General features: G+C 61.1%; 15 protein-coding genes and 2 pseudogenes. All 17 read right to left on the minus strand.

What is annotated here, in order from left to right; genetic code table 11:
• Positions 1–67 precede the first annotated feature (67 nt).
• Entirely contained in the window at positions 68–865 is a 798-nt protein-coding gene (locus ACTJLA_RS08715; protein WP_032901820.1) for a transporter substrate-binding domain-containing protein, read from the minus strand.
• 219 nt (positions 866–1,084) lie between these two features.
• Complete coding sequence (locus ACTJLA_RS08720) at positions 1,085–1,885, minus strand: transporter substrate-binding domain-containing protein (RefSeq protein ID WP_072445802.1); 801 nt, start codon at positions 1,883–1,885, stop codon at positions 1,085–1,087.
• Between the two features lie 178 nt (positions 1,886–2,063).
• Positions 2,064–4,642: pseudogene (gene mdoH, locus ACTJLA_RS08725) on the minus strand (glucans biosynthesis glucosyltransferase MdoH); the annotation flags it as partial.
• On the minus strand, positions 4,635–6,371 hold the full coding sequence (locus ACTJLA_RS08730; protein ID WP_034125862.1) for a glucan biosynthesis protein G: 1,737 nt from the start codon (positions 6,369–6,371) through the stop codon (positions 4,635–4,637). The pseudogene mdoH and the gene ACTJLA_RS08730, both read right to left, overlap by 8 nt.
• A gap of 267 nt (positions 6,372–6,638) precedes the next feature.
• On the minus strand, positions 6,639–7,076 hold the full coding sequence (gene dtd / locus ACTJLA_RS08735) for a D-aminoacyl-tRNA deacylase (RefSeq protein ID WP_034125553.1): 438 nt from the start codon (positions 7,074–7,076) through the stop codon (positions 6,639–6,641).
• Complete coding sequence (gene pip / locus ACTJLA_RS08740) at positions 7,073–8,044, minus strand: prolyl aminopeptidase (RefSeq protein ID WP_314545730.1); 972 nt, start codon at positions 8,042–8,044, stop codon at positions 7,073–7,075. The genes dtd and pip overlap by 4 nt, the downstream gene beginning before the upstream one ends.
• A 103-nt stretch (positions 8,045–8,147) precedes the next feature.
• Positions 8,148–8,261 (minus strand): annotated as a pseudogene (locus tag ACTJLA_RS08745) (alpha/beta hydrolase); the annotation flags it as partial.
• A 144-nt stretch (positions 8,262–8,405) separates the two neighbouring features.
• Positions 8,406–9,206 carry an N-formylglutamate deformylase gene (hutG, locus tag ACTJLA_RS08750; protein ID WP_314545727.1) on the minus strand — a complete coding sequence of 267 codons (801 nt, stop codon included), beginning with the start codon at positions 9,204–9,206 and terminating at the stop codon, positions 8,406–8,408.
• Positions 9,207–9,218: 12 nt separating this feature from the next.
• The gene (gene hutI / locus ACTJLA_RS08755) at positions 9,219–10,424 is read right to left on the minus strand and encodes an imidazolonepropionase (protein ID WP_072445800.1); all 1,206 of its coding nucleotides are present in this window, start codon (positions 10,422–10,424) and stop codon (positions 9,219–9,221) included.
• A 15-nt stretch (positions 10,425–10,439) separates the two neighbouring features.
• Positions 10,440–11,849: an amino acid permease gene (locus ACTJLA_RS08760; RefSeq protein ID WP_034125549.1), complete on the minus strand. Its 1,410-nt coding sequence runs from the start codon at positions 11,847–11,849 to the stop codon at positions 10,440–10,442.
• Positions 11,850–12,013: 164 nt separating this feature from the next.
• Entirely contained in the window at positions 12,014–13,552 is a 1,539-nt protein-coding gene (gene hutH / locus ACTJLA_RS08765) for a histidine ammonia-lyase (RefSeq protein ID WP_089042090.1), read from the minus strand.
• Between the two features lie 26 nt (positions 13,553–13,578).
• Positions 13,579–15,087 (minus strand): histidine ammonia-lyase, encoded by a 1,509-nt coding sequence (hutH, locus tag ACTJLA_RS08770; protein ID WP_314545716.1) that lies wholly within the window; start codon positions 15,085–15,087, stop codon positions 13,579–13,581.
• A 148-nt stretch (positions 15,088–15,235) separates the two neighbouring features.
• Positions 15,236–16,060 carry a quaternary amine ABC transporter ATP-binding protein gene (locus ACTJLA_RS08775; protein ID WP_014716537.1) on the minus strand — a complete coding sequence of 275 codons (825 nt, stop codon included), beginning with the start codon at positions 16,058–16,060 and terminating at the stop codon, positions 15,236–15,238.
• Positions 16,057–16,908: a proline/glycine betaine ABC transporter permease gene (locus tag ACTJLA_RS08780; protein WP_314545712.1), complete on the minus strand. Its 852-nt coding sequence runs from the start codon at positions 16,906–16,908 to the stop codon at positions 16,057–16,059. Before ACTJLA_RS08780 ends, ACTJLA_RS08775 begins: the two co-directional genes overlap by 4 nt.
• A gap of 71 nt (positions 16,909–16,979) precedes the next feature.
• Positions 16,980–17,945, minus strand: coding sequence for an ABC transporter substrate-binding protein (locus ACTJLA_RS08785; RefSeq protein WP_032893997.1), 966 nt, complete (start codon positions 17,943–17,945; stop codon positions 16,980–16,982).
• 69 nt (positions 17,946–18,014) lie between these two features.
• A complete protein-coding gene (locus ACTJLA_RS08790; RefSeq protein WP_440841009.1) occupies positions 18,015–19,460 on the minus strand; it encodes a purine-cytosine permease family protein in 1,446 nt (481 codons plus the stop codon).
• 177 nt (positions 19,461–19,637) lie between these two features.
• Positions 19,638–21,308 carry a urocanate hydratase gene (gene hutU / locus ACTJLA_RS08795; RefSeq protein ID WP_034125546.1) on the minus strand — a complete coding sequence of 557 codons (1,671 nt, stop codon included), beginning with the start codon at positions 21,306–21,308 and terminating at the stop codon, positions 19,638–19,640.
• Positions 21,309–21,619: the final 311 nt, after the last annotated feature.

A 21,619-nucleotide genomic window follows, 5' to 3' on the forward strand; every position in this document is an offset into this window, starting at 1 on the left:
TGATGTGTGAATACAGTCAAATGTGGGAGCTGGCTTGCCTGCGATACAGGCAACTCGGTGTCGGGCCTTATTCCATGTCCTTGAGCCACTCGGAGCTCTTGAACCACTTGTCATGGATGCGATCGTAGGTGCCGTCGTTACGGATCTGGTGCAGGAAGTTGTTGATGAAGTTGATGCTGTCGTAATCGCCTTTCTTCAAACCGAACGCCAGGGGCTCAAAGGTGAAGGGTTCTTCCAGAAACACCAGTTTGCCGTTACCGACTTTCTTCTCGGCCACCACGTTGTACGGTGCGTCGTAGACGAACGCGTCAGCCTTGCCGTTGACCACGTCGAGCACGCCTTCCTGCTCGTTGTCGTAGCCGTGGTACTTGGCCTTGGAGATCAGCTTCTTGGCGACCATCTCACCGGTGGTGCCGAGCTTGGAGGTCAGGCGGTATTTCTCGTCGTTCAGGTCTTTGTAGGACTTGATGGTGCCTTCCAGCTCCTTGCGGATCAGCAACGTCTGGCCGACCACGATGAAGGGTTCGCTGAAATTCAGGCGCAGGTTGCGTTCCTGGGTCAGGGTCATGCCGCTGCCGATCATATCGAACTTGCCGGTCAGGAAGGCCGGGATGATGCCGTCGTAACCGGTGGACACCAGCTCCAGCTTGACGCCCATGGACTTGGCCATAGCCTTGAGGATGTCGACTTCGAAACCGATGATTTCACCGCGCTTGTCGGTCATTTCGAACGGCATGTAGGTGGGGTCCATGCCAACTTTCAACGTGCCGCGCTTGACCGCCTCATCAATGGCGCCGGCCTGGGCCGCAGTGGCAGCGACCAGCGCGGTGACGCCGAGCATCAGCATCGAAAGATACTTTTTCATCATCAAGACCCCTGAACGATTCTTATAAGGTTGGCGCACAAGAGGGCTGCGCCATTTCGGGGTGCGATCCTAACCCACTCGTTGTCCGCCACAAAGGTTTCACCGGTAAATGTTATCGGCGTGTGTCGGAAAACCCTGACAGCGACCCGGCCAAACACAGGCGCAGACGCTTCAGCGCGGCCTCTCGATCAGGGATTGATGTGTAAGCAGTTATGACGATCAGTCGATCTCGGCTATCCAGGCCGTATCCCTGAACCACTTGTCATGCAGGCGATCGTAGGTGCCGTCCTGGGCGATCTGGTTGAGAAAATGGTTGATCCAATTGAGGCTGTCGTAATCGCCTTTTTTCAGGCCGAACGCCAAGGGCTCAAAGGTGAAGGGTTGCTCAAGTGCCAACAATGTACTGTTCTGTGGCCGACTCATCGCGATCAGGTTGTAGGGCGCATCATGGATAAAAGCATCGGCCTTGCCTTCAACGACCTGCCGTACGCCTTCTTCCGGGTTGGGCACACTGCTGAGCCGCGCAGATACAAGAAAGCGCTGTGCTGCGGCTTCACCGGTGGTGCCTTGGGTGGTAACCACGCGGTAACTGGCGTCGTCCAGTTCTTCAATACTGGAGACCTTCCCGGCCATGCGTGGGTGCAGCAGCACCGTCTGGCCCACCACGACAAACGAGTCACTGAAGTTGAGTTTGAGGTTGCGCTCTTGAGTGACCGTCATGCCGCTGCCAATCAGATCAAACTTGTTCGTCATCAGCCCCGGCAGCAGATCCGTGTAAGGCACTGCCACCAATTCAAGCTCTACGCCAAGTGCGCGGCTCATGGTGTGGAGCAAGTCAATTTCAAAGCCGACGATGCGCCCCTGCTTATCGAGCATTTCGAAAGGGACGTTATTGGGGGTTGTGCCGACCTTAAGCACGCCACGGCGCACAGCGTTGTCCAGCGCGCCCGCGTAAAGCAAACCTGCGTGCCCCCCCAGGAAAAAGCCCATCAGCAATGCCAAACAATACCTTTTGATCATGAATGCCCCGTGGCGAGTCCAATTTGGGGGGCGATCCTAACCCAGCCGCGGGCACGGCAATACGCTTCGAACAAAGGTCTTTTGTTTCGAAATAACAAGGAGTTAGCGATAAAAAGGAAGAAGCGAAAAACGCTGTAGGACCAACGTTTGAAACACCCCCGAAGTGAGCCTTCGGGGGTGCCTGAATCAGGCCGGTTGGGCCTGGGGCGACTGTGGTTGCAGAGGCAGCAACGGCGCGTGCGGATCAGCCTTGATCGAAGCACGCCAGGCACCGAGCCACTCGGCATGACCTTCGCTCCACACCTGCTCATGCAGGCGAGCCAGGGCCACCGGGTCACTGAGCAGGGCCAGGCGTTCGCTGTTGTTGAGGCCAGCCGGGCCGACTTTCAACGCGTGGCGAACACGCTCCATGCGCAGGTACTCGATGGGCTCGGCCTCACGGTGCCGCGAGGTCGCCAAGGCGCAGGCCAGAGCGTTCTGCTGCGGGTCTACCACCGAACGCACAAAGCCGTCGTTGAGGACGTGCCAACGGTTTTCGTGGGTGTACTTCTCGGTCGACAGCAGGGCCTGCGGCGGGTTGTATTCCTCAGGGATCAGGAACAGGCTCTCGTCGCGGGACTTGAGGCCCAACTTGACCCGGCTGGAAATCACCGACACCGGGATCGACAGCATCAGCGAGCCGACAATCGGCACCAGCCACCACAGGAAGCTCGGGTTCAGCCACACCACCAGCAGCGCCCACAGGAAGCCCAGCACGGTTTGCGGACCGTGGCGCTTGACCGCTTCGCTCCAGGGCGTGGAGTCGTCGTCACGTTGCGGCGAGTTCCAGGTAGCGGCCCAACCGAGGAACGCGGCGAGGACGAAACGGGTGTGGAAAATCATCCGCACCGGCGCCAGCAGCATGGAGAACAACATCTCCAGCAGCATCGACAGGGTTACCTTGAACTTGCCACCGAACTCTTTGGCGCCCTTGGCCCAGATCAAGATGATGCTGAGCAGTTTAGGCAGGAACAGCAGCACGATGGTGGTGGAGAACAGCGCCACCGCCTTGTCCGGGTGCCATTGTGGCCATAGCGGGTACAACTGGCGCGGGGCCATGAAGTACTGCGGCTCCATCAGCGTGTTCACCGCCAGCAAGGCCGTGGACAGCACCAGGAAGAAGAACCACAACGGCGCCGACAGATAAGACATCACGCCGGTCAGGAACACCGCACGGTGCACCGGGTGCATGCCTTTGACCAGGAACAGGCGGAAGTTCATCAGGTTACCGTGGCACCAGCGACGGTCACGCTTGAGTTCGTCCAGCAGGTTCGGCGGCAGTTCTTCGTAGCTGCCCGGCAGGTCGTAGGCAATCCACACGCCCCAGCCGGCACGGCGCATCAGCGCGGCTTCAACGAAGTCGTGGGAGAGGATCGCACCGGCAAACGCGCCTTTACCGGGCAGCGGCGCCAGGGCGCAGTGCTCGATAAACGGCTTCATACGGATAATGGCGTTGTGGCCCCAGTAGTGGGATTCACCCAACTGCCAGAAGTGCAGGCCGGCGGTAAACAGCGGGCCGTACACGCGAGTGGCGAACTGCTGCATGCGCGCATACAGGGTGTCCATGCCCGACGCACGCGGCGCGGTCTGGATAATCCCGGCATCCGGCGTGGCTTCCATCAGGCGCACCAGGCTGGTCAGGCACTCGCCGCTCATCACAGAGTCAGCGTCAAGAACGACCATGTACTTGTAGTCACCGCCCCAACGACGGCAAAAGTCGTCGAGGTTGCCGCTCTTGCGCTTTACGCGACGGCGACGACGGCGATAGAAGATCTTGCCGAAACCACCGGCTTCGCGGCATACGTCGAGCCAGGCTTGCTGTTCGGCGATGCAGATGTCGGCGTCGTTACTGTCGCTGAGCACGAAGAAATCGAAGCGATCCAGGTCACCGGTCGCGGCCACCGATTCGAACGTTGCACGCAAGCCGGCGAATACACGCGGCACGTCTTCGTTACAGATCGGCATCACCAGGGCGGTGCGCGCATCTTTCGGAATCGGCTCGTCACCGGCACTTTTACCGGAAATGCGGTATTTATCGTGACCGGTCAGCAGCTCCAGGAAGCCCATGAGCGCAGTCCAGAAACCGGCCGACACCCAGCAGAACAGAATCCCGAACATGATCAGGATGCTGGTTTGCAGCGCGTAAGGCAGTACCTGGGTAGCGGTTTGCAGCAGGGTCTGGTTGCGAATTTCGTCGAAGTCGACCAGCGACCAGCCCTGGTACGGCATGATGCCTTTCATGTACCAGCCGGCCACGATGGTCTGGCCCAGCATTAGCACCAACAGGATGTAACGACGGATCGAGCCCACGGTACGCCAGCGCGCAGCCGGCAGCACCCGCTCGTCTTTCGGTGGCTTGGGCGGGTTGGTGCGCCCGGTCATCCGGCGCCAACCGCGCACCAGGATGTTGGTGCGCCAAGGCTCGGGCACCACTTTGGTCCGACGGATCGGCGGCGTGGCCTTTAGGCACACACGACCGCTGGCATCGAGCGCCAGCATCTCGGCGTCTTGCAGCTCTTCGGCGCTGTTGAGGGTCAAGCGGCGGCCAACCGACGCTTGGGCAGCGTCGGTCGGTGCGTCGAAGGTCTTGGACGACAGACGTTCGTGCAGCTCGCTGAAGGACTTGCAGCCCGCCAGCTCGGCGCGCTGCTCAGCCGTCATGGGTAGATGCGCCAGATACTCGGACAGAGTCTCTGGCTTGACTTGAGAATTACTCATCGGCAGGCAACTGATAGCTCCAGGTTTCGGTCAGGACTTGCTCGGTCTTGATCGGCTCCGGCGTGGCTGGGGCAGCCTCAGGCTGTTTGGCTTCCTTGTCCTTGGCGTCTTTCTTGGCCTGTTTCTCATGCTGCTTGGCCAAGACTTTATCGGCCTTGAGCACATGGTTGGAAACCGACTCAGCCTCAGGCTGCACGATATCCTGCACCAGTGCCGCGCGCATTTCGGTCGGCTTGCTTGCGTCCTTGATCTTCATACGCAGGGTCAGGCGCCAGCCTTTGGTGTGTTCGTTGTAGCGCACGCTGTTTTCAACCAGTTCAGCGTTATCACCCACACTCACCTGGCTACGCACCGGGGCGTCCGGCAGCAGTTTCTTCAGGGACGGGCCCTCGAAGTCCACCAGGTAGGCCACGCTGCCATCCGGCTGACGGATCAGGTTCGATTGCTTCACATCACCCGTGGAGCGCAGGGTCTGCTTGACCCAGGCACTGTCCGGCGAATGGAAGGCCGCGTCGTCCAGTGTCCAGTGCAGGCGGTAGGCCACGTCCAGCGGCTTGCCGACTTCCGGCAGTTCGGCCGGGCTCCAGAACGCCACGATGTTGTCGTTGGTTTCATCGGCGGTCGGGATCTCGACCAGGTCGACAGAGCCTTTGCCCCAGTCACCTTCAGGCTCGATCCAGGCGCTTGGGCGCTTGTCGTAGTTGTCGTCCAGGTCTTCGTAGTGGCTGAAGTTGCGGCCACGTTGCAGCAGGCCGAACCCACGCGGGTTCTCGACGCTGAAGTTGCTGACCGACAGGTGTTTAGGGTTGTTCAGCGGACGCCAGATCCACTCGCCATTGCCGGCGTGAATCGACAGGCCGCTGGAATCGTGGAGCTCGCGGCGGTAGTTGAGGACCTTGGACGGCTGGTTGGCGCCGAACAGGAACATCGAGGTCAACGGCGCAACGCCCAGCTTGCTGACCTTGTCACGCAGGAACATCTGGGATTTGACGTCCACTACGGTGTCGGTGCCAGGACGCAGGATCAGGCGATAAGCGCCAGTGGCGCGTGGCGAATCCAGCAGCGCGAAAATCACCAGGTGCTTGTCACCCGGCTTTGGACGCTCGATCCAGAACTCGGTGAAACGCGGGAATTCTTCGCCAGACGGCAACGCGGTGTCGATCGCCATGCCACGGGCAGACAAGCCGTACACCTGATCCTTGCCCACGACGCGGAAATAGCTGGCGCCGAGCATGGTCATGATTTCGTCTTGCTTGTCGGCCTTGTTGATCGGGAAAAGCACACGGAAACCGGCGTAACCCAGCTGTTCGGTGGCTTTAGGATCAAATTTCACGTCGCCGAAATCGAAACGCGTCGGGTCGTACTTGATTTCATGCACGCTGTCGGCGGTGACTTCGTTGATTTTCACCGGGGTGTCGAAATGCATCCCCTGGTGATAGAAGGACAGCTTGAACGGGGTGTTCTGATCGGCCCACTCGGCTTTTTCATTGCGGAAACGAATCTTCTGGTAGTCAGCGAATTTCATTTCGCGGAATTCGTTCGGCAAATTGCTGCGCGGAGCTTCGTATTTCTGCCCAGCCAGCTCTTTTGCCTTGGCCGACACATCATCCAGACTGAACGCCCACAGTTGACCCGCGCCGAACAGGCAAAACAGGGCAGAGCCCGTCACCAGTGCGTTTCGTAACCGTTTGGCAGACAATTTTGGTGCATTACAGGGACTAACAATCACGAGCAACCCTCGCCGAAAACAGATCAAAAAACCAACGGCCAGCTATCTATATGCCAGGTTGGCGAGCAATGTTCCGACTCCTCTGGGGCGAAATGATTCCCCATGCGGTTGTCGGACAAGGCTCTACCTAAGTCAAAAATGGACCAAACAACGCTGATCCCCGTAGCGCGCGATTATCTAGTAGCCCGCGAGACAACGCATCAGGGACAGTGAAGTATTTGTAGCGAAACCCTGCGTTTTTAGGCATTAACGTCGTTTTTCATACATTCATGTCTGTAAGAGGAAGGTCACAGGGCCATCATTGACCAAGTGCACCTGCATATCCGCGCCAAAACGCCCCGACGCCACCTTGCCATGCAATTGTTGCGCTTGTAACAACAAGTGCTCAAAAAGCGCCGCTCCCAGGGCCGGAGGAGCCGCTGTGGAGAAGCTGGGCCGTAGCCCGCTTTTGGTATCCGCCGCCAGGGTGAACTGCGACACCAGCAGCAAACCGCCGCCGATGTCCTTGAGGGACAGGTTCATCTTGCCCTCCTCGTCACTGAACACCCGATAGTTAAGCAGCTTGTGCAGCAGTTTGTCGGCGCTTTCGGGCGTATCTGAAGGCTCGACGGCCACCAGCACCAGCAAACCCTGGTCAATCGAGCCTATCACCTCCCCTGCGACCTCAACCCGGGCGCCACGCACCCGCTGCAACAAGCCCTTCATGCTTCTTCAGGCGGCAGGTCGAGCAGGCGCCGGGCCATTTCGCCGGTCGCACGCACCAGTGCGTCGGTGATGCCCGGCTCGGACGCCGCGTGCCCTGCTTCGCGGATCACCTGCAACTCGCTGTTGGGCCAGGCCTGATGCAGCTCCCAAGCGTTATCCAGCGTGCAGATCATATCGTAGCGGCCATGGATGATGACGCCAGGCAGATGGGCGATCTTGTGCATATCGCGAATCAGCTGGTTGGGTTCCAGGAAGGAGTTGTTGGTGAAGTAATGGCATTCGATACGTGCGATGGACAAGGCGCGCTGCGGCTCGGAAAACCGTTCCACATGCTGCGGGCTCGGGCACAGGCCCAACATACGGCCTTCCCAGCCCGACCAGGCTTTGGCCGCATGCATCTGGGCGATCTGGTCGTTGCCGGTCAGGCGCTTGTGGTAAGCGGCAATCATATCGTGGCGCTCTTCCACCGGGATGGGTGCCACATAGTCCTGCCAGTAGTCCGGGAACAGGCGGCTCGCGCCCTCCTGGTAGAACCAGCGAATATCCTGCGGGCGGGCGAGGAAGATGCCGCGCACGATCAGGCCATGCACGCGCTCGGGGTGGGTTTGCGCGTAGGCCAGGGCCAGGGTCGAACCCCAGGAACCGCCGAACAGCACCCATTTGTCGATGCCCAGGTGCTCGCGGATGCGCTCAAGGTCGGCGACCAGATACCAGGTGGTGTTGTTCTCGAGACTGGCCCTTGGCGTAGAGCGGCCGCAGCCACGCTGGTCGAAGGTGACAATATGGTAGAGGTTCGGGTCGAAATAGCAGCGGCTCTGGGCGTCGCAACCGGAGCCGGGGCCTCCATGGATGAACACGACAGGCAAGCCTTCGGGGGAGCCACTTTCATCGACGTACAGGGTGTGGGTGTCATCGACAGCCAGATCGTGCCGGGCGTAGGGTTTGATCTGCGGGTACCAAGTCTGCATTGCGTGCTCCGTAGGGTGTCGGGTTCATCCCTGGGGGGACGTCTATTATTTTGCCGTCTGGCATCATAAACCCGAATTGTGCAATGAGCATGTCCTTGAGCAATTAGACCTGTGTCAGCAGTTCGCGCCTCAGGTAACCAAGCAGATAGTCATACAGCCGATCCACCTCCGGCACCTGGCCGCGTGCCCGCAAACAACCGTGGGCCAGCCCTTTGCCGGGATGGCGGTGTGTCAGTTGATAAAAGTGTTGCTGAACCCCCGTTGTCGCAGGCAAGCCAGCTCCCACATTTCGAGCGCATTCTCATGATAGAGCGCGGTCAAGCGGGCTTGCTCGCGAAAGCTATTGCAGCAGCACCAACAATTACCGGTAGTGCTTCTGCCCCCAAGCCAACAGCCCTTCCAGTAACTGCCTCAACACCACCTGCGTCGGCTCGGCCAAATCATGGCGATAACGGAACGGCTCGAACTCCTCCATATAGGTGCTCTGGCACAACTCCAGCTGCACCGCATGAATATCCTGCGCCGGGTTGCCGTAGTGACGGGTGATATGGCCGCCCTTGAAGCGCCCGTTCAGCACATGGGTATATTGCGGATGCTGAGCGCAGATGGCTTCCAGCTGGCTGGCCAGCTGCGGGTCGCACGCAGCGCCGTTGAAGGTACCCAAATTGAAGTCCGGCAATTTGCCGTCAAACAGGTGCGGGATCACCGAGCGGATCGAGTGCGCGTCGAACAGCAGCGCGTAGCCGAACTCGGCCTTGAGGCGTGCCAGTTCTTCCTGCAGTTGACGGTGGTACGGACCCCAGATTTTTTGCAGGTAACTGGCCCGCTCCTCCTCGGAGGGCGTTTGCCCTTCACGGAACAACGGCACGCCATCGAACAGCGTCTCTGGGTACAGGCCGGTAGTAGCACCGGCATACAGCGGCGTGTTGTCGGAGGGCCGGTTGAGGTCGATGACAAACCGCGAGTACTCCGCCGCCAGGGTGCTGGCGCCCAGTTCTTCGGCAAAGTCATACAACAGCGGAATATGCCAATCGGTATCCGGCAGGCTTTGCGCCTCGGTTATCAACCCGGCCTCCACCGCAGGGGTGAGCCGCAGGCCGGCGTGGGGCATGCTGATCAGCAGCGGCACGCGGCCTTGTTTGAATGTCAGAACCTTATCCACAACTGCATCCTCTCAAACAGTGACGTCGACGCCGTGGCGCACGACGCGTTTATCCAGTTCGCCACCCAGCCAGTAGGCCAGGTCGGCGGGGCGATCGATCTGCCAGGCGACAAAATCCGCGACCTTGCCCACTTCCAGGGAACCATGGGTATCGCCCAGGCCCAACGCGGTGGCCGCGTGTTGCGTGGCGCCGGCCAGGGCTTCTTCCGGGGTCATGCGGAACAGGGTGCAGGCCATGTTCAGCATCAGCCGCACCGACAGCGCCGGTGAAGTGCCGGGGTTGAGGTCGCTGGCGATGGCGATCTTCACGCCGTGTTTGCGCAGGGCGTCCATGGGCGGCAACTGGGTTTCACGCAGGAAGTAGAACGCGCCCGGCAATAGCACGGCGACGGTACCGGCCGCAGCCATGGCGATGGCGTCTTCTTCAGTCATGAATTCCAGGTGGTCGGCCGACAACGCGTGGTAGCGCGCCGCCAGGCTTGAGCCATGCAACGACGAGAGTTGCTCGGCGTGCAGCTTCACCGGCAAGCCAAGTTGCTGGGCGACCTTGAATACCCGCTCAACCTGCTCGGGGGAAAATGCCAGGTATTCACAGAAGGCATCGACCGCATCCACCAACCCCTCGGCGGCCAGGGCCGGCAGCATCTGGCTGCAGATGTGCTCGATGTAATCGTCGGCACGGTCCTTGTACTCCGGCGGTAACGCGTGGGCGGCCAGGCAGGTGGCGCGCACGCTGACCGGCAGCGCTTCACCCAGGCGCCGGACCACGCGCAACATCTTGCGTTCGTTGGCCAGGTCCAGGCCGTAGCCGGACTTGATTTCCACCGTGGTCACGCCGTCACGCAGCAAACTGCGCAGGCGCTTTTCAGCGCACAAGAACAGCTCATCTTCGCTCGCCGCACGGGTTGCGCGCACAGTGCTGGCAATGCCGCCGCCCTTGGCCGCGATCTCGGCGTAGCTGACACCTTCGAGGCGCTGCTCGAATTCGCCGCTGCGATTGCCACCGAACACCGTATGGGTGTGGCAATCGATCAGCCCGGGAGTGACCCACGCGCCTTGCAGGTCATGCACCTGGGCGTAATCCGCGGTTGGCGCCTGGCTGCGGGGGCCGACCCACTCGATGAGCGAGCCGGCAGTCACCATGGCGGCATCCTCGATGATCGAGTATTTGCCGTTGGCCATGGTTGCGACGTGGCAGTGTTGCCAAAGCGTTTTCATCAACGCCTCCCTAAGTTATCGATGAGACAAAACCGGGTCGTAATCGACCTTGGCCGTTTGCCCGGCGGCAGGCTTGACCCACAGCCAGTAGGCGATGATCAGCAGCACGATCCACACGGCGCCTACCATCAACGCCGCCTGGGTATCCGGGAAGTAACCGAGTACACCAAACACAAACAGCATGAACACAATGGCCGCCGCCGGCGCATAAGGCCAGAACGGTACCGGGAATTTCAGTTCGGCGATCTGCGCCTTGGTCATCGAGCGGCGCATGGCGACCTGGGTAAACAGGATCATCAGCCATACCCACACGGTGGCGAAGGTGGCAATCGAGGCGATCAGCAAGAACACGTTTTCCGGGATCAGGTAGTTGAGTACCACACCGCCGAGCAAGGCGGCGCCCATGACCACCACGGTCATCCATGGCACGCCTTGTTTGGACAATTGCGCGAAGCCCTTGGGCGCCTGCCCTTGTTGAGCCAGGCCGTACATCATGCGCCCGGCGCCGAAAATGTCGCTGTTGATCGCCGACACCGCCGCCGAGATCACCACGATGTTGAGGATGGTCGCCGCCGAGCCAATCCCCAGGTTGCTGAAGATCTGCACGAACGGGCTGCCCTGGCTGCCGATCTGCGGCCACGGGTAGATGGCCATCAACACGAATAGGGTGAGCACGTAGAACAGCAGGATACGCAGCGGCACAGCGTTGATCGCCTTGGGGATCACCCGCTGTGGGTCCTTGGCTTCACCGGCGGTGATGCCGATGATTTCGATGCCACCAAAGGCAAACATCACCACCGCAAACGAGGCGATCAGCCCACCGATGCCGTTGGGCATGAAGCCGCCGTGGGCCCACAGATTGCTCAAGCCACTGGCCTGGGTTTCGCCTGCCGAGTGAATACCAAACAGCATGATGCCAAAACCGCCGAGGATCATCGCCACAATGGCACCGACCTTGAGCAACGACAGCCAGAACTCCATCTCGCCAAAGACTTTGACGTTGCACAGGTTCAGGCCGCCGATCAGGAATACGATGCCCAGCACCCAGACCCAACGGGCCACTTCGGGAAACCAGAAGCCCATGTAGATGCCGAACGCGGTGACGTCGGCGAGGCAGACGATGATCATTTCAAAGGCGTAGGTCCAGCCGAGGATAAACCCGGCCATGGGCCCCAGGTAGGTGCTGGCGTAGTGGCCGAATGAGCCAGACACCGGGTTGTGCACGGCCATCTCACCGAGGGCGCGCATCACCATGAATACAGCAGCGCCGCCGATCAGGTAGGCCAGCAGCACGGCAGGACCGGCCATTTGGATGGCGGAGGCAGAGCCATAGAACAGCCCGGTGCCGATCGCGGAACCGAGGGCCATGAAGCGAATATGTCGGGCGTTGAGCCCGCGTTTCAAACCTTTTTCTGGCTGGTGCATTTCTCGTCCCTAATTATTCTTATGAGGAGAAGATCGTTCCCACGCTCGGCGTGGGAACTCCGACCTGGACGCTCCGCGTCCGCTTTTAGAGCGGTGACGCAGAGCGTCACAGGATGCATTCCCACGCGGAGCGTGGGAATGATCAGGCACAGACCGAGTCGCGGTCAGAGGCTTGGCAGCAACTTGGCCGGCACCAGCTCATTCAGGCAGCGGCTGGCGAGCAGTTCGCTGGCGGCGTTGATGTCCGGGGCGAAGAAGCGGTCCTTGTCATAGAACGCCACCTTGTCGCGCAGGATGCCACGGGCTTTTTCCAGCTTGGGCGAGGTCTTCAGGCCGTCGCGCAGGTCCAGGCCCTGGCACGCCGCGAGCCATTCCACCGCGAGGATGCCCCGGGTGTTTTCGGCCATTTCCCACAAACGCTTGCCCGCAGCCGGTGCCATGGACACGTGGTCTTCCTGGTTGGCCGAAGTCGGCAAGCTGTCGACGCTATGGGGATGGGCCAGCGCCTTGTTCTCGCTGGCGAGCGCGGCAGCGGTCACCTGGGCGATCATGAAGCCGGAGTTCACCCCGCCATTGCCCACCAGAAACGGCGGCAGTTGCGACATGTGCTTGTCCATCATCAACGAGATCCGACGCTCGCTCAGGGAGCCGATTTCGGCAATGGCCAGCGCCATGTTATCGGCGGCCATGGCCACGGGTTCGGCGTGGAAGTTGCCACCGGAAATCACATCGCCTTCGGCGGCAAAGACCAACGGGTTATCCGACACTGCGTTGGCTTCTACCACCAGCACCTCGGCGGCCTGGCGCAATTGAGTCAGGCATGCACCCATGACCTGCGGCTGGCAACGCAGGGAATACGGGTCTTGCACCTTGTCGCAGTTCTGGTGCGATTGGGACACCTGGCTGCTCTCACCGAGCAGGTCACGATAGGCCGCTGCCGAGTCGATCTGGCCACGCTGGCCACGCGCCGCATGAATACGCGCATCGAACGGCGAACGCGAACCCAGTACCGCTTCCACAGTGAGGCCGCCGCAAGCGAGGGCAGCGGCGAACAGGTCTTCGCCTTCGAACAGGCCACGCAGGGCATAGGCCGTGGACACCTGGGTGCCGTTGAGCAGCGCCAGGCCTTCTTTGGCGGCCAGGGTCAGCGGCGTGAGGCCGGCGATTTTCAGTGCCTCGGTGGCTTCCAGCCATTCGCCCTTGTAACGCGCCTTGCCTTCGCCAAGCAGTACCAGGGACATGTGCGCCAGCGGCGCCAGGTCACCGGAAGCACCCACTGACCCCTTGAGCGGAATGTGCGGGTACACCTCGGCGTTGATCAGCGCGATCAGCGCGTCGATCACCTGGCGACGAATCCCGGAGAAGCCACGGCTCAGGCTGTTGACCTTGAGCACCATGACCAGTCGCACCAGTGCATCGCTGATCGGCTCACCGACGCCGGCGGCGTGGGACAGGACCAGGGAACGCTGGAGGTTTTCCAGGTCTTCGCTGGCGATGCGGGTCGAGGCCAACAGGCCAAAACCGGTGTTGATGCCATAGGCGGTGCGGTTCTCGGCGAGAATCTGCTCCACGCAGGCAACGCTGGCTTCGATCTGGGCCGAGGCGCTGTCATCCAGGCTGAGGGTTACTGGCTGCTGGTAGATGGCACGCAGTTGGGCGAGGCTCAGTTGGCCTGGAATCAGGTTTAGCGCAGTCACATTCATACTCCTTGTGAATTGTTCTTAGGTGTTCAGTGCAAATTCGGTAAAGCAGTGTCTTTAAGCAATTGGGCAGCGGCGGCAATATCCGGCGCCAGCCAGCGGTCCTGTTCATAAGCAGGGACCACTTCGCGCAGCAAACGCCAGGCGCGGTCGGTACCGGCGCCGAAGCGCTGGTCCTTGAGAAACTCGAAAGCCTGGGCCGCCAGCAGGTACTCGATAGCAAGAATCTGGGTGACGTTGGCCAGCACCTGGTGCAACTTGAGCGCGGCGTTGGTGCCCATGCTCAAGTGGTCTTCCTGCAGGCCTGAGGTGACGAAATTGTCGAGCACCGCCGGTTGCGCCAACTGGCGGTTCTGCCCGCACAAGGACGCGGCGACGTACTGCACGATCATCATTCCGGAGTTGACGCCCGGGTTGCTCACCAGGAAGGCTGGCAGGCCGCTGACATGCGGGTTGACCAGGCGATCCAGGCGACGCTCGGCCACCGAACCGATCTCGGCCATGGCGATGGCGAGCATGTCGGCCGCCAACGCGACGGACTGCCCGTGAGGGTTGGCCTGGGACACCACGCGGTAATTATCCGGCGTGCCCAGCACCAGCGGGTTGTCGGTGGCGCTGTTGAGTTCGGTCTCGATCTGGCGCGTGGCGTGTTCTACCTGGTCGCGGGCCGCGCCGTGAATCTGCGGAATCGAGCGAATGCTCAAGGCGTCCTGGGTGCGAATACCTTTGCTGCTGGCAATCACCTCACTGCCGTCGAGCAGGGCACGCAGGTTGATACCTACGTGCTGCATGCCCGGGTGCGGCTTGAGGGCGATGATGGCTTCGTCAAAGGCGTCAATCTGGCCGCGCTGGGCTTCGAAGCTCATGGCACCGATCACGTCGGCCCACTGCAGCAAGTGATGCGCGTCGGCCAGGGCCAGGCAGCTCAGGCCGGTCATGCACGGCGTGCCATTGACCAGGCACAGGCCGTCTTTGGCGCCGAGCACCACCGGCTGCAAGCCTTCAGCCTGCAACGCGTGTTGCGCCGTGACGATCTGGCCGCGATAACTCACATTGCCAACGCCCAGCAGGGCCACGCCGATATGGGCCATGTGGGTCAGATACCCCACCGAGCCTTGGGACGGTACTTGCGGGGTGATGCCGTGGTTGAGCAGCGCCAGCAGCGCGTGTACCACCTGCGGATGCAGGCCGGATTTGCCGTGGCTGTAGTTGATGATCGCTGCGCAGATAATCGCGCGGGTTTGCTCATCGCTGAGCACCGGGCCGACGCCGCAGGCGTGGCTCAACAGCGTATTGCGCGACAGTTGGCTCAGTTGCTCGGTCTTGAGCGAGACGTTGCACAACGCGCCCAGGCCGGTGTTGACACCATAGGCACGCTCGCCGCTGGTGACGATGCGCTGCACGATGGCCTGGGCATTGTCGATACGCGCCCAGGCGTGGCCCGACAGTTCGAGCATGGCGCCGTGGCGGGCGACGGCGGTGACGTTCTGCCAGCGCATGGGGGTGTCGGCGATGATGATTTTGGTTGCCTGGGACATCTTCATACCTTCTTCAATTCTTAGGCAGCATTGATCGTTCCCACGCTCTGCGTGGGTACGCCGCCTGGGACGCTCTGCGTCCCCCCAAGTGACGCGGAGCGTCACGAAATGCGTTCCCACGCGGAGCGTGAGAACGATCAAGCCCGGATCAGACCACCGCCGCCCGCCGCTGAACAAAGCGGTCCACATACTCATCCGCCGGCGAGTGCAGAATCTCTCGCGGCGTGCCGACCTGGATCAGCTTGCCGTCCTTGAGGATCGCAATGCGGTTGCCGATGCGCACGGCCTCGTCGAGATCGTGGGTGATGAACACGATGGTCTTGTGCAGGGTCTTTTGCAGCTCGAGCAACTGATCCTGCATCTCGGCGCGGATCAACGGGTCGAGGGCGCTGAAGGCTTCGTCCATCAGGATGATGTCGGTGTCGGCCGCCAAGGCGCGGGCCAGGCCCACGCGCTGGCGCATGCCACCGGACAGCTGGTGCGGGTATTTGTTTTCGTAGCCTTTGAGGCCCACGGTTTCGATCCAGTGCAACGCACGTTCGGCGCACACCTGCTTGGTTTCGCCGCGCACTTTGAGGCCGTAGGCAACGTTGTCGAGCACGCTCTTGTGCGGCAGCAGGCCGAAGCTCTGGAACACCATGCTGATCTTGTGCCGACGGAATTGGCGCAGGGCTTCCATGTCCAGTTGCAGGATGTCTTCGCCGTCCACCAGGATCGCGCCGCTGGTGGGGTCGATCAGGCGGTTGAAGTGGCGCACCAGGGTGGATTTGCCCGAACCCGACAAGCCCATGATCACAAAGATCTCACCGGTGCCGATGCTCAGGGACAAGTCATTGACGCCGACCACGCAACCGGTCTCGGCCAGTACCTGGTCCTTGGTCTTGCCCTGGCCGACCATGGCCAGCGCATCCTTGGCGCGTGCGCCGAAAATCTTGAAGACGTTTTTGACTTCGATTTTGCTGACAGTCGTCATTTGCTCGCCTCATGCCGTGGGCGGCCATAAGCCTGGGTAATGCGGTCGATGACCACTGCGAGAATCACGATCGCCAGCCCGGCTTCAAGGCCGCGGCCGACGTTGAGGGTCTGGATGCCGACGAGTACGTCTTCACCCAAGCCACGGGCACCGATCATCGAGGCGATCACCACCATCGACAGCGCCATCATGGTGGTCTGGTTGATCCCGGCCATGATGCTTGGCAGCGCCAGCGGCAATTGCACGCCGAACAGTTGCTGCCAGCGGTTGGCGCCGAAGGCGTTGATGGCTTCCATGACCTCGCCATCGACCTGGCGAATACCCAGGTCTGTCAGGCGAATCAGCGGCGGCGCGGCGTAGATCACCGTAGCGAAAATCGCCGGGACCTTGCCCAGGCCGAACAGCATCAGCACCGGGATCAGGTACACGAAGCTGGGCATGGTTTGCATGATGTCCAGCAGCGGCATCAGCACCGAACGCAGGCGATTACTGCGCGCCGACAAGATACCCAGGGGGATGCCGATCAACACCGAAATCACCGTGGCCACCATCATCAATGCCAGGGTTTGCATCAGCTTGTCCCACAGGCCAACGGCGCCCACCAGGAACAGCAAACCGACGATCACCGCCGTGGTCACCACCTTGCGTGTGGCGTGCCAGCCGATGCCCCCGACGATGGCCAGCATCAGCCACCAGGGCGCTGCGCGCAGCAGGCTTTCCAGGTTGACGATGGCCCACAGCAGCGTATCGGAGATGTGCCGGAACACATCGCCGTAGTTGGTGACCAGTGCGTCCACCCAACCGTTGACCCAGTCGGCGATGGAAAAGGTAAAGCTCTCAGGAAACATATCGTGCTCTCGATCCAGTGGGTTGTGGCCAGCCGCCCGGCCACCCTTGAGGGTAGCCGTGCACACTTGACCTACAAGGCCGCGTCGATTTTCTTGGCTGCGTCTTCGCTCACCCAGGCGTGCCAGACTTCAGGATGTTCCTTGAGGAATATTTTCGCCAGTTTCGGCGACTCGATCCGCTCCTTGGCCATGCGGCCCAGGTTCTGGTTCAGCAGGTCGATGGGCAGGTTGACCTTTTCCAGCACGGCCACCAGCTCCGGGGCTTGTTCGTGGAAAGTCTTGGAGAGGCCGACCTTGATGCTCACGGTTTTGTCCACGCCGGGCTTCTCTTCCAACTTGACCAGGTCGACCTGGCCCATCAGCGGTGTCGGTGACCAGTAGTAGAACAGGATCGGCTCGCCGCGCTTGTAGCTCGACAGCACCGCCGCATCCAGCGCCGGGCCGGTGCCCGGGCGGAAGTTGGTGTAGGTGCTTTCCAGGCCGTAGCTCTTGAGCATTTCGCTGTTGTCCAGCTCGCAGGTCCAGCCGGCCGGGCAGTTGTAGAAGCGGCCTTTGGACGGCTCTTCCTGGTCCTTGAACACCGAGGCGTATTTGGCCAGGTCGGCGATGCTTTTCAGGTCCGGGGCCTTGGCTTCCAGCTTGCGCTTGGCGTCGCCTTCGATCACATAGCGCGGCACGTACCAACCTTCGACCGCGCCGACTACCGGAGCCCCGACGCCCACGACTTTGCCGGCCTTCTCGGCTTTGTTCCAGACCTCGCTGCGGCCTACCCACTCCTCGGCGAACACTTGGATGTCGTTGCTGCCCAGGGCGTTTTCCATGGTGATGGAATTGCCCGGCAAGCTGTCGGTTTTGCAGTCGTAGCCTTTTTCCAGCACGGTTTGCAGGATGTCGGTGAGCAACATGCCGCTTTCCCAATTCAGGCCGGCGAATTTCACCGGTTTACCCGACTCGCACCAACCGGCCGCCTGGGCGCCGGCACTTGCCAGCACGCCAGCCGCGAACAAAGTAGCCAGCAAGGTCTTATTCATAGTCATTGTTGTGACGCTCCCAATCTTGAAATGGATTACGGCAGTCAGTAGGCGTCCTGCCCTGTCCACGTCCCATCAGGCTTGTGCAGCCAGCTCGTTTGTTATGGGTGAAGCGCCCTGCTCTTTTGGCAGGATCAGGTGATCGGGTACCGTGCCGTGCCATTTTTTCGCACACACGTAATACAGGGCCGCCGGCAGTACCAGGCCGATGATCCAGGAGATATCCACATCACCCAGCGCGGCCACCAGGGGGCCGGTGTAGAACTTGGTGGAGATGAACGGCAACTGCACCAGTACGCCGAACACATAGACGCTGATGCCCAGCAGGTTCCAGCGGCCGTAGCGACCGTTCGGATCGGCCAGCGCCGGCACGTCATAACGCTCGCGGGTGATGCAGTAGTAATCCACCAGGTTGATCGCGCTCCAAGGCGTAAAGAACGCCAACAGGAACAGGATGAACGACTTGAATGCACCGAGGAACGAATGCTGGCCGAGCAACGCGATCAGCGTGGCCGTGCCGACGATCATCAACACGAATACCAGACGCTGCAGACGCGTGACCTCCAGACGCCCACGAAAGCCGCTGATGATAGTGGCGATGCACATGAAGCTGCCGTAGGAATTGAGCGTCGAGATGGTGACCTTGCCGAACGCGATGCTGAAATACAGCAACGCAGCGGTGGCCCCCGTGCCGCTCAAGCCAACGATGTACGCCACCTCGTGACCGGCAAACTGCCCGTTGGACATGGCCGCGGCAAACACGCCGAGGACCATCGCCACTTGGGCCCCGATGACCGAACCTGCGCCAGCAGCGAGAAAGGTTTTAACCGATGACGTGTGGATCGGCAGGTAACGCGAGTAATCCGCCACGTAAGGGCCGAACGCAATCTGCCAGGAGGCCGCCAGCGACACGGCCAGCAGAAAACTGCTCCAGCTGAAGTGGCGGATCTGCAGGAGCGCGCCAACGTCGGTCTGGCTCATCAGGCGGCTGAACAGGTACACAAAGGCAACCACGCCAATCAGGCTGGCAACCCGGCCGATGAAGTGGATCACTCGGTAACCCAGCACCGTGACCAGCACGATGACACTGGCGAAGATCAGGATGCCGACGCTGTCGCTGACCCCGAACAACTGGCCCAGCGCCTGGCCCGACAGCACGGTACCGGTGGCGGTGAAACCCAGGTACATCAAGCACACCAGCACAATCGGAATGGCCGCCCCATACACGCCGAACTGCACCCGGCTGGAGATCATCTGCGGCAGGCCAAGCTTGGGCCCTTGCGCCGCATGCAGCGCCATGACGCCACCGCCGATCAGTTGACCGATGAGCAAGCCGATCAACGACCAGAACACATCACCGCCCAGCACCACGGCCAACGCCCCGGTGACAATCGCAGTGATCTGCAGGTTGGCCCCCATCCACAGGGTGAATTGACTGAATAGACGACCATGTCTTTCCGCTTCCGGGATGTAGTCGATCGAACGTTTCTCGATCAACGGGGTGGTGTCGTTTGCAGCCATGTTGTTCAACCTCTGATGGATTGTTTTGTATGCATCTTGCTCTTCTGTGGGAGCTGGCTTGCTGTGGCGAGGGAGCTTGCTCCCGTTCGACAGCGAAGCTGGAGCCGGCTTTTTGGGGCTGCTTCGCACCCCAGCGCAAGCAAGCTTGCTCGCCACACAAGCCCACCCCACATTGAGTTACTTGATCATCGGCAGGTTCAGGCCTTGTTCCTTGGCGCAGTCGACAGCGATCTGGTAACCCGCATCCGCATGACGCATCACCCCGGTCGCCGGGTCGTTGTGCAGCACGCGGGCAATCCGCTCGGCCGCTTCGTCAGTACCGTCGCAAACAATCACCATCCCCGAGTGCTGGGAGAAGCCCATGCCCACGCCGCCACCGTGGTGCAGCGAGACCCAGGTGGCGCCGCTCGCGGTGTTGAGCAAAGCGTTGAGCAATGGCCAGTCGGACACAGCGTCGGAGCCGTCCTGCATGGCTTCGGTTTCGCGGTTCGGGCTGGCGACCGAGCCGGAGTCCAGGTGATCACGGCCGATCACGACCGGCGCGGACAGCTCGCCGCTGCGCACCATTTCGTTGAACGCCAGGCCCAACTTGGCACGCTGGCCCAGGCCGACCCAGCAGATACGTGCCGGCAGGCCCTGGAAGCTGATGCGCTCGCGGGCCATGTCCAGCCAGTTGTGCAGGTGGGCATCGTCCGGGATCAGTTCTTTGACTTTGGCGTCGGTCTTGTAGATGTCTTGCGGGTCGCCGGACAGCGCCGCCCAACGGAACGGGCCGATGCCACGGCAGAACAGTGGGCGGATGTAAGCCGGTACGAAACCTGGGAAGTCGAACGCGTTTTCCACGCCCTCTTCCTGGGCCATCTGGCGGATGTTGTTGCCGTAGTCGAAGGTCGGGATGCCTTGCTTCTGGAATTCCAGCATGGCTTTGACGTGGACGGCCATCGACTGCTTGGCGGCCTTGATCACGGCGGCCGGCTCGGTCTTGGCGCGAGCGCGGTATTCGTCCCAGGTCCAGCCGGCCGGCAGGTAGCCGTTGAGTGGGTCGTGGGCGCTGGTCTGGTCGGTGACCATGTCCGGGCGCACGCCGCGCTTGACCAGTTCCGGCAGGATCTCTGCGGCGTTGCCCAGCAGGGCGATGGAGATGGCCTTGCCTTCCTTGGTGTACTTGGCGATACGGGCCAGGGCGTCGTCGAGGTCGGTGGCCTGCTCGTCGACGTAGCGGCTGTTCAGGCGGAAGTCGATGCTGACTTGCTGGCACTCGATGTTCAGCGAGCAGGCGCCGGCCAGGGTCGCGGCCAGTGGCTGCGCGCCGCCCATGCCGCCGAGGCCGGCGGTGAGCACCCAACGGCCGGTCAGGTCGCTGTTGTAATGCTGGCGGCCGGCTTCCACGAAGGTTTCGTAGGTGCCTTGAACGATGCCCTGGCTGCCGATGTAGATCCAGCTGCCGGCGGTCATCTGGCCGTACATGGCCAGGCCCTTGGCATCCAGTTCGTTGAAATGCTCCCAACTGGCCCAGTGCGGTACCAGGTTGGAGTTGGCAATCAGCACGCGCGGGGCGTTGCTGTGGGTCTTGAACACGCCGACCGGCTTACCGGATTGCACCAGCAGGGTTTCGTCGTCGTTCAGATTGGTGAGGCTCTCGACGATCTGGTCGTAGCACTCCCAGTTGCGCGCCGCACGGCCGATACCGCCGTACACCACCAGTTCTTTGGGGTTCTCGGCCACTTGTGGGTCGAGGTTGTTCATCAGCATGCGCAGCGGCGCTTCGGTCAGCCAGCTTTTGGCGGTGAGCTTGTTACCGCGGGCGGCGCGGATTTCGACGTCACGGTATTTTGTAGGCTTGGTCACAGCTAGGACTCCTCGGCGATCGATGCGCGAACATGGATGGTGCGAAGTCTTACGCACACATCTTTACTTGTATGTACAAGCATATGCAATCGAGCGGCCAACTTTTGAAATGAGCCTCGCAGATTTTTTCCGAAGGCGCGCGCAAGCCTTGATAATCAAGGCTTGGAGGTTTGATGAAATTTCTTACGGAGGCGTTTTACAGCAAAGAGGATTTGTCACGACAGCGTGGCTTTGCGTCACGCTGGGGCGTTCGGTAACAAATTGGTGCGCGGTCTTGGGAACAGCGCACAAACAAATGTGGGAGCTGGCTT

This window comes from Pseudomonas sp. 22072 (assembly GCF_052046095.1).
In the GTDB taxonomy this organism is placed as follows: Bacteria; Pseudomonadota; Gammaproteobacteria; order Pseudomonadales; family Pseudomonadaceae; genus Aquipseudomonas; species Aquipseudomonas paracarnis.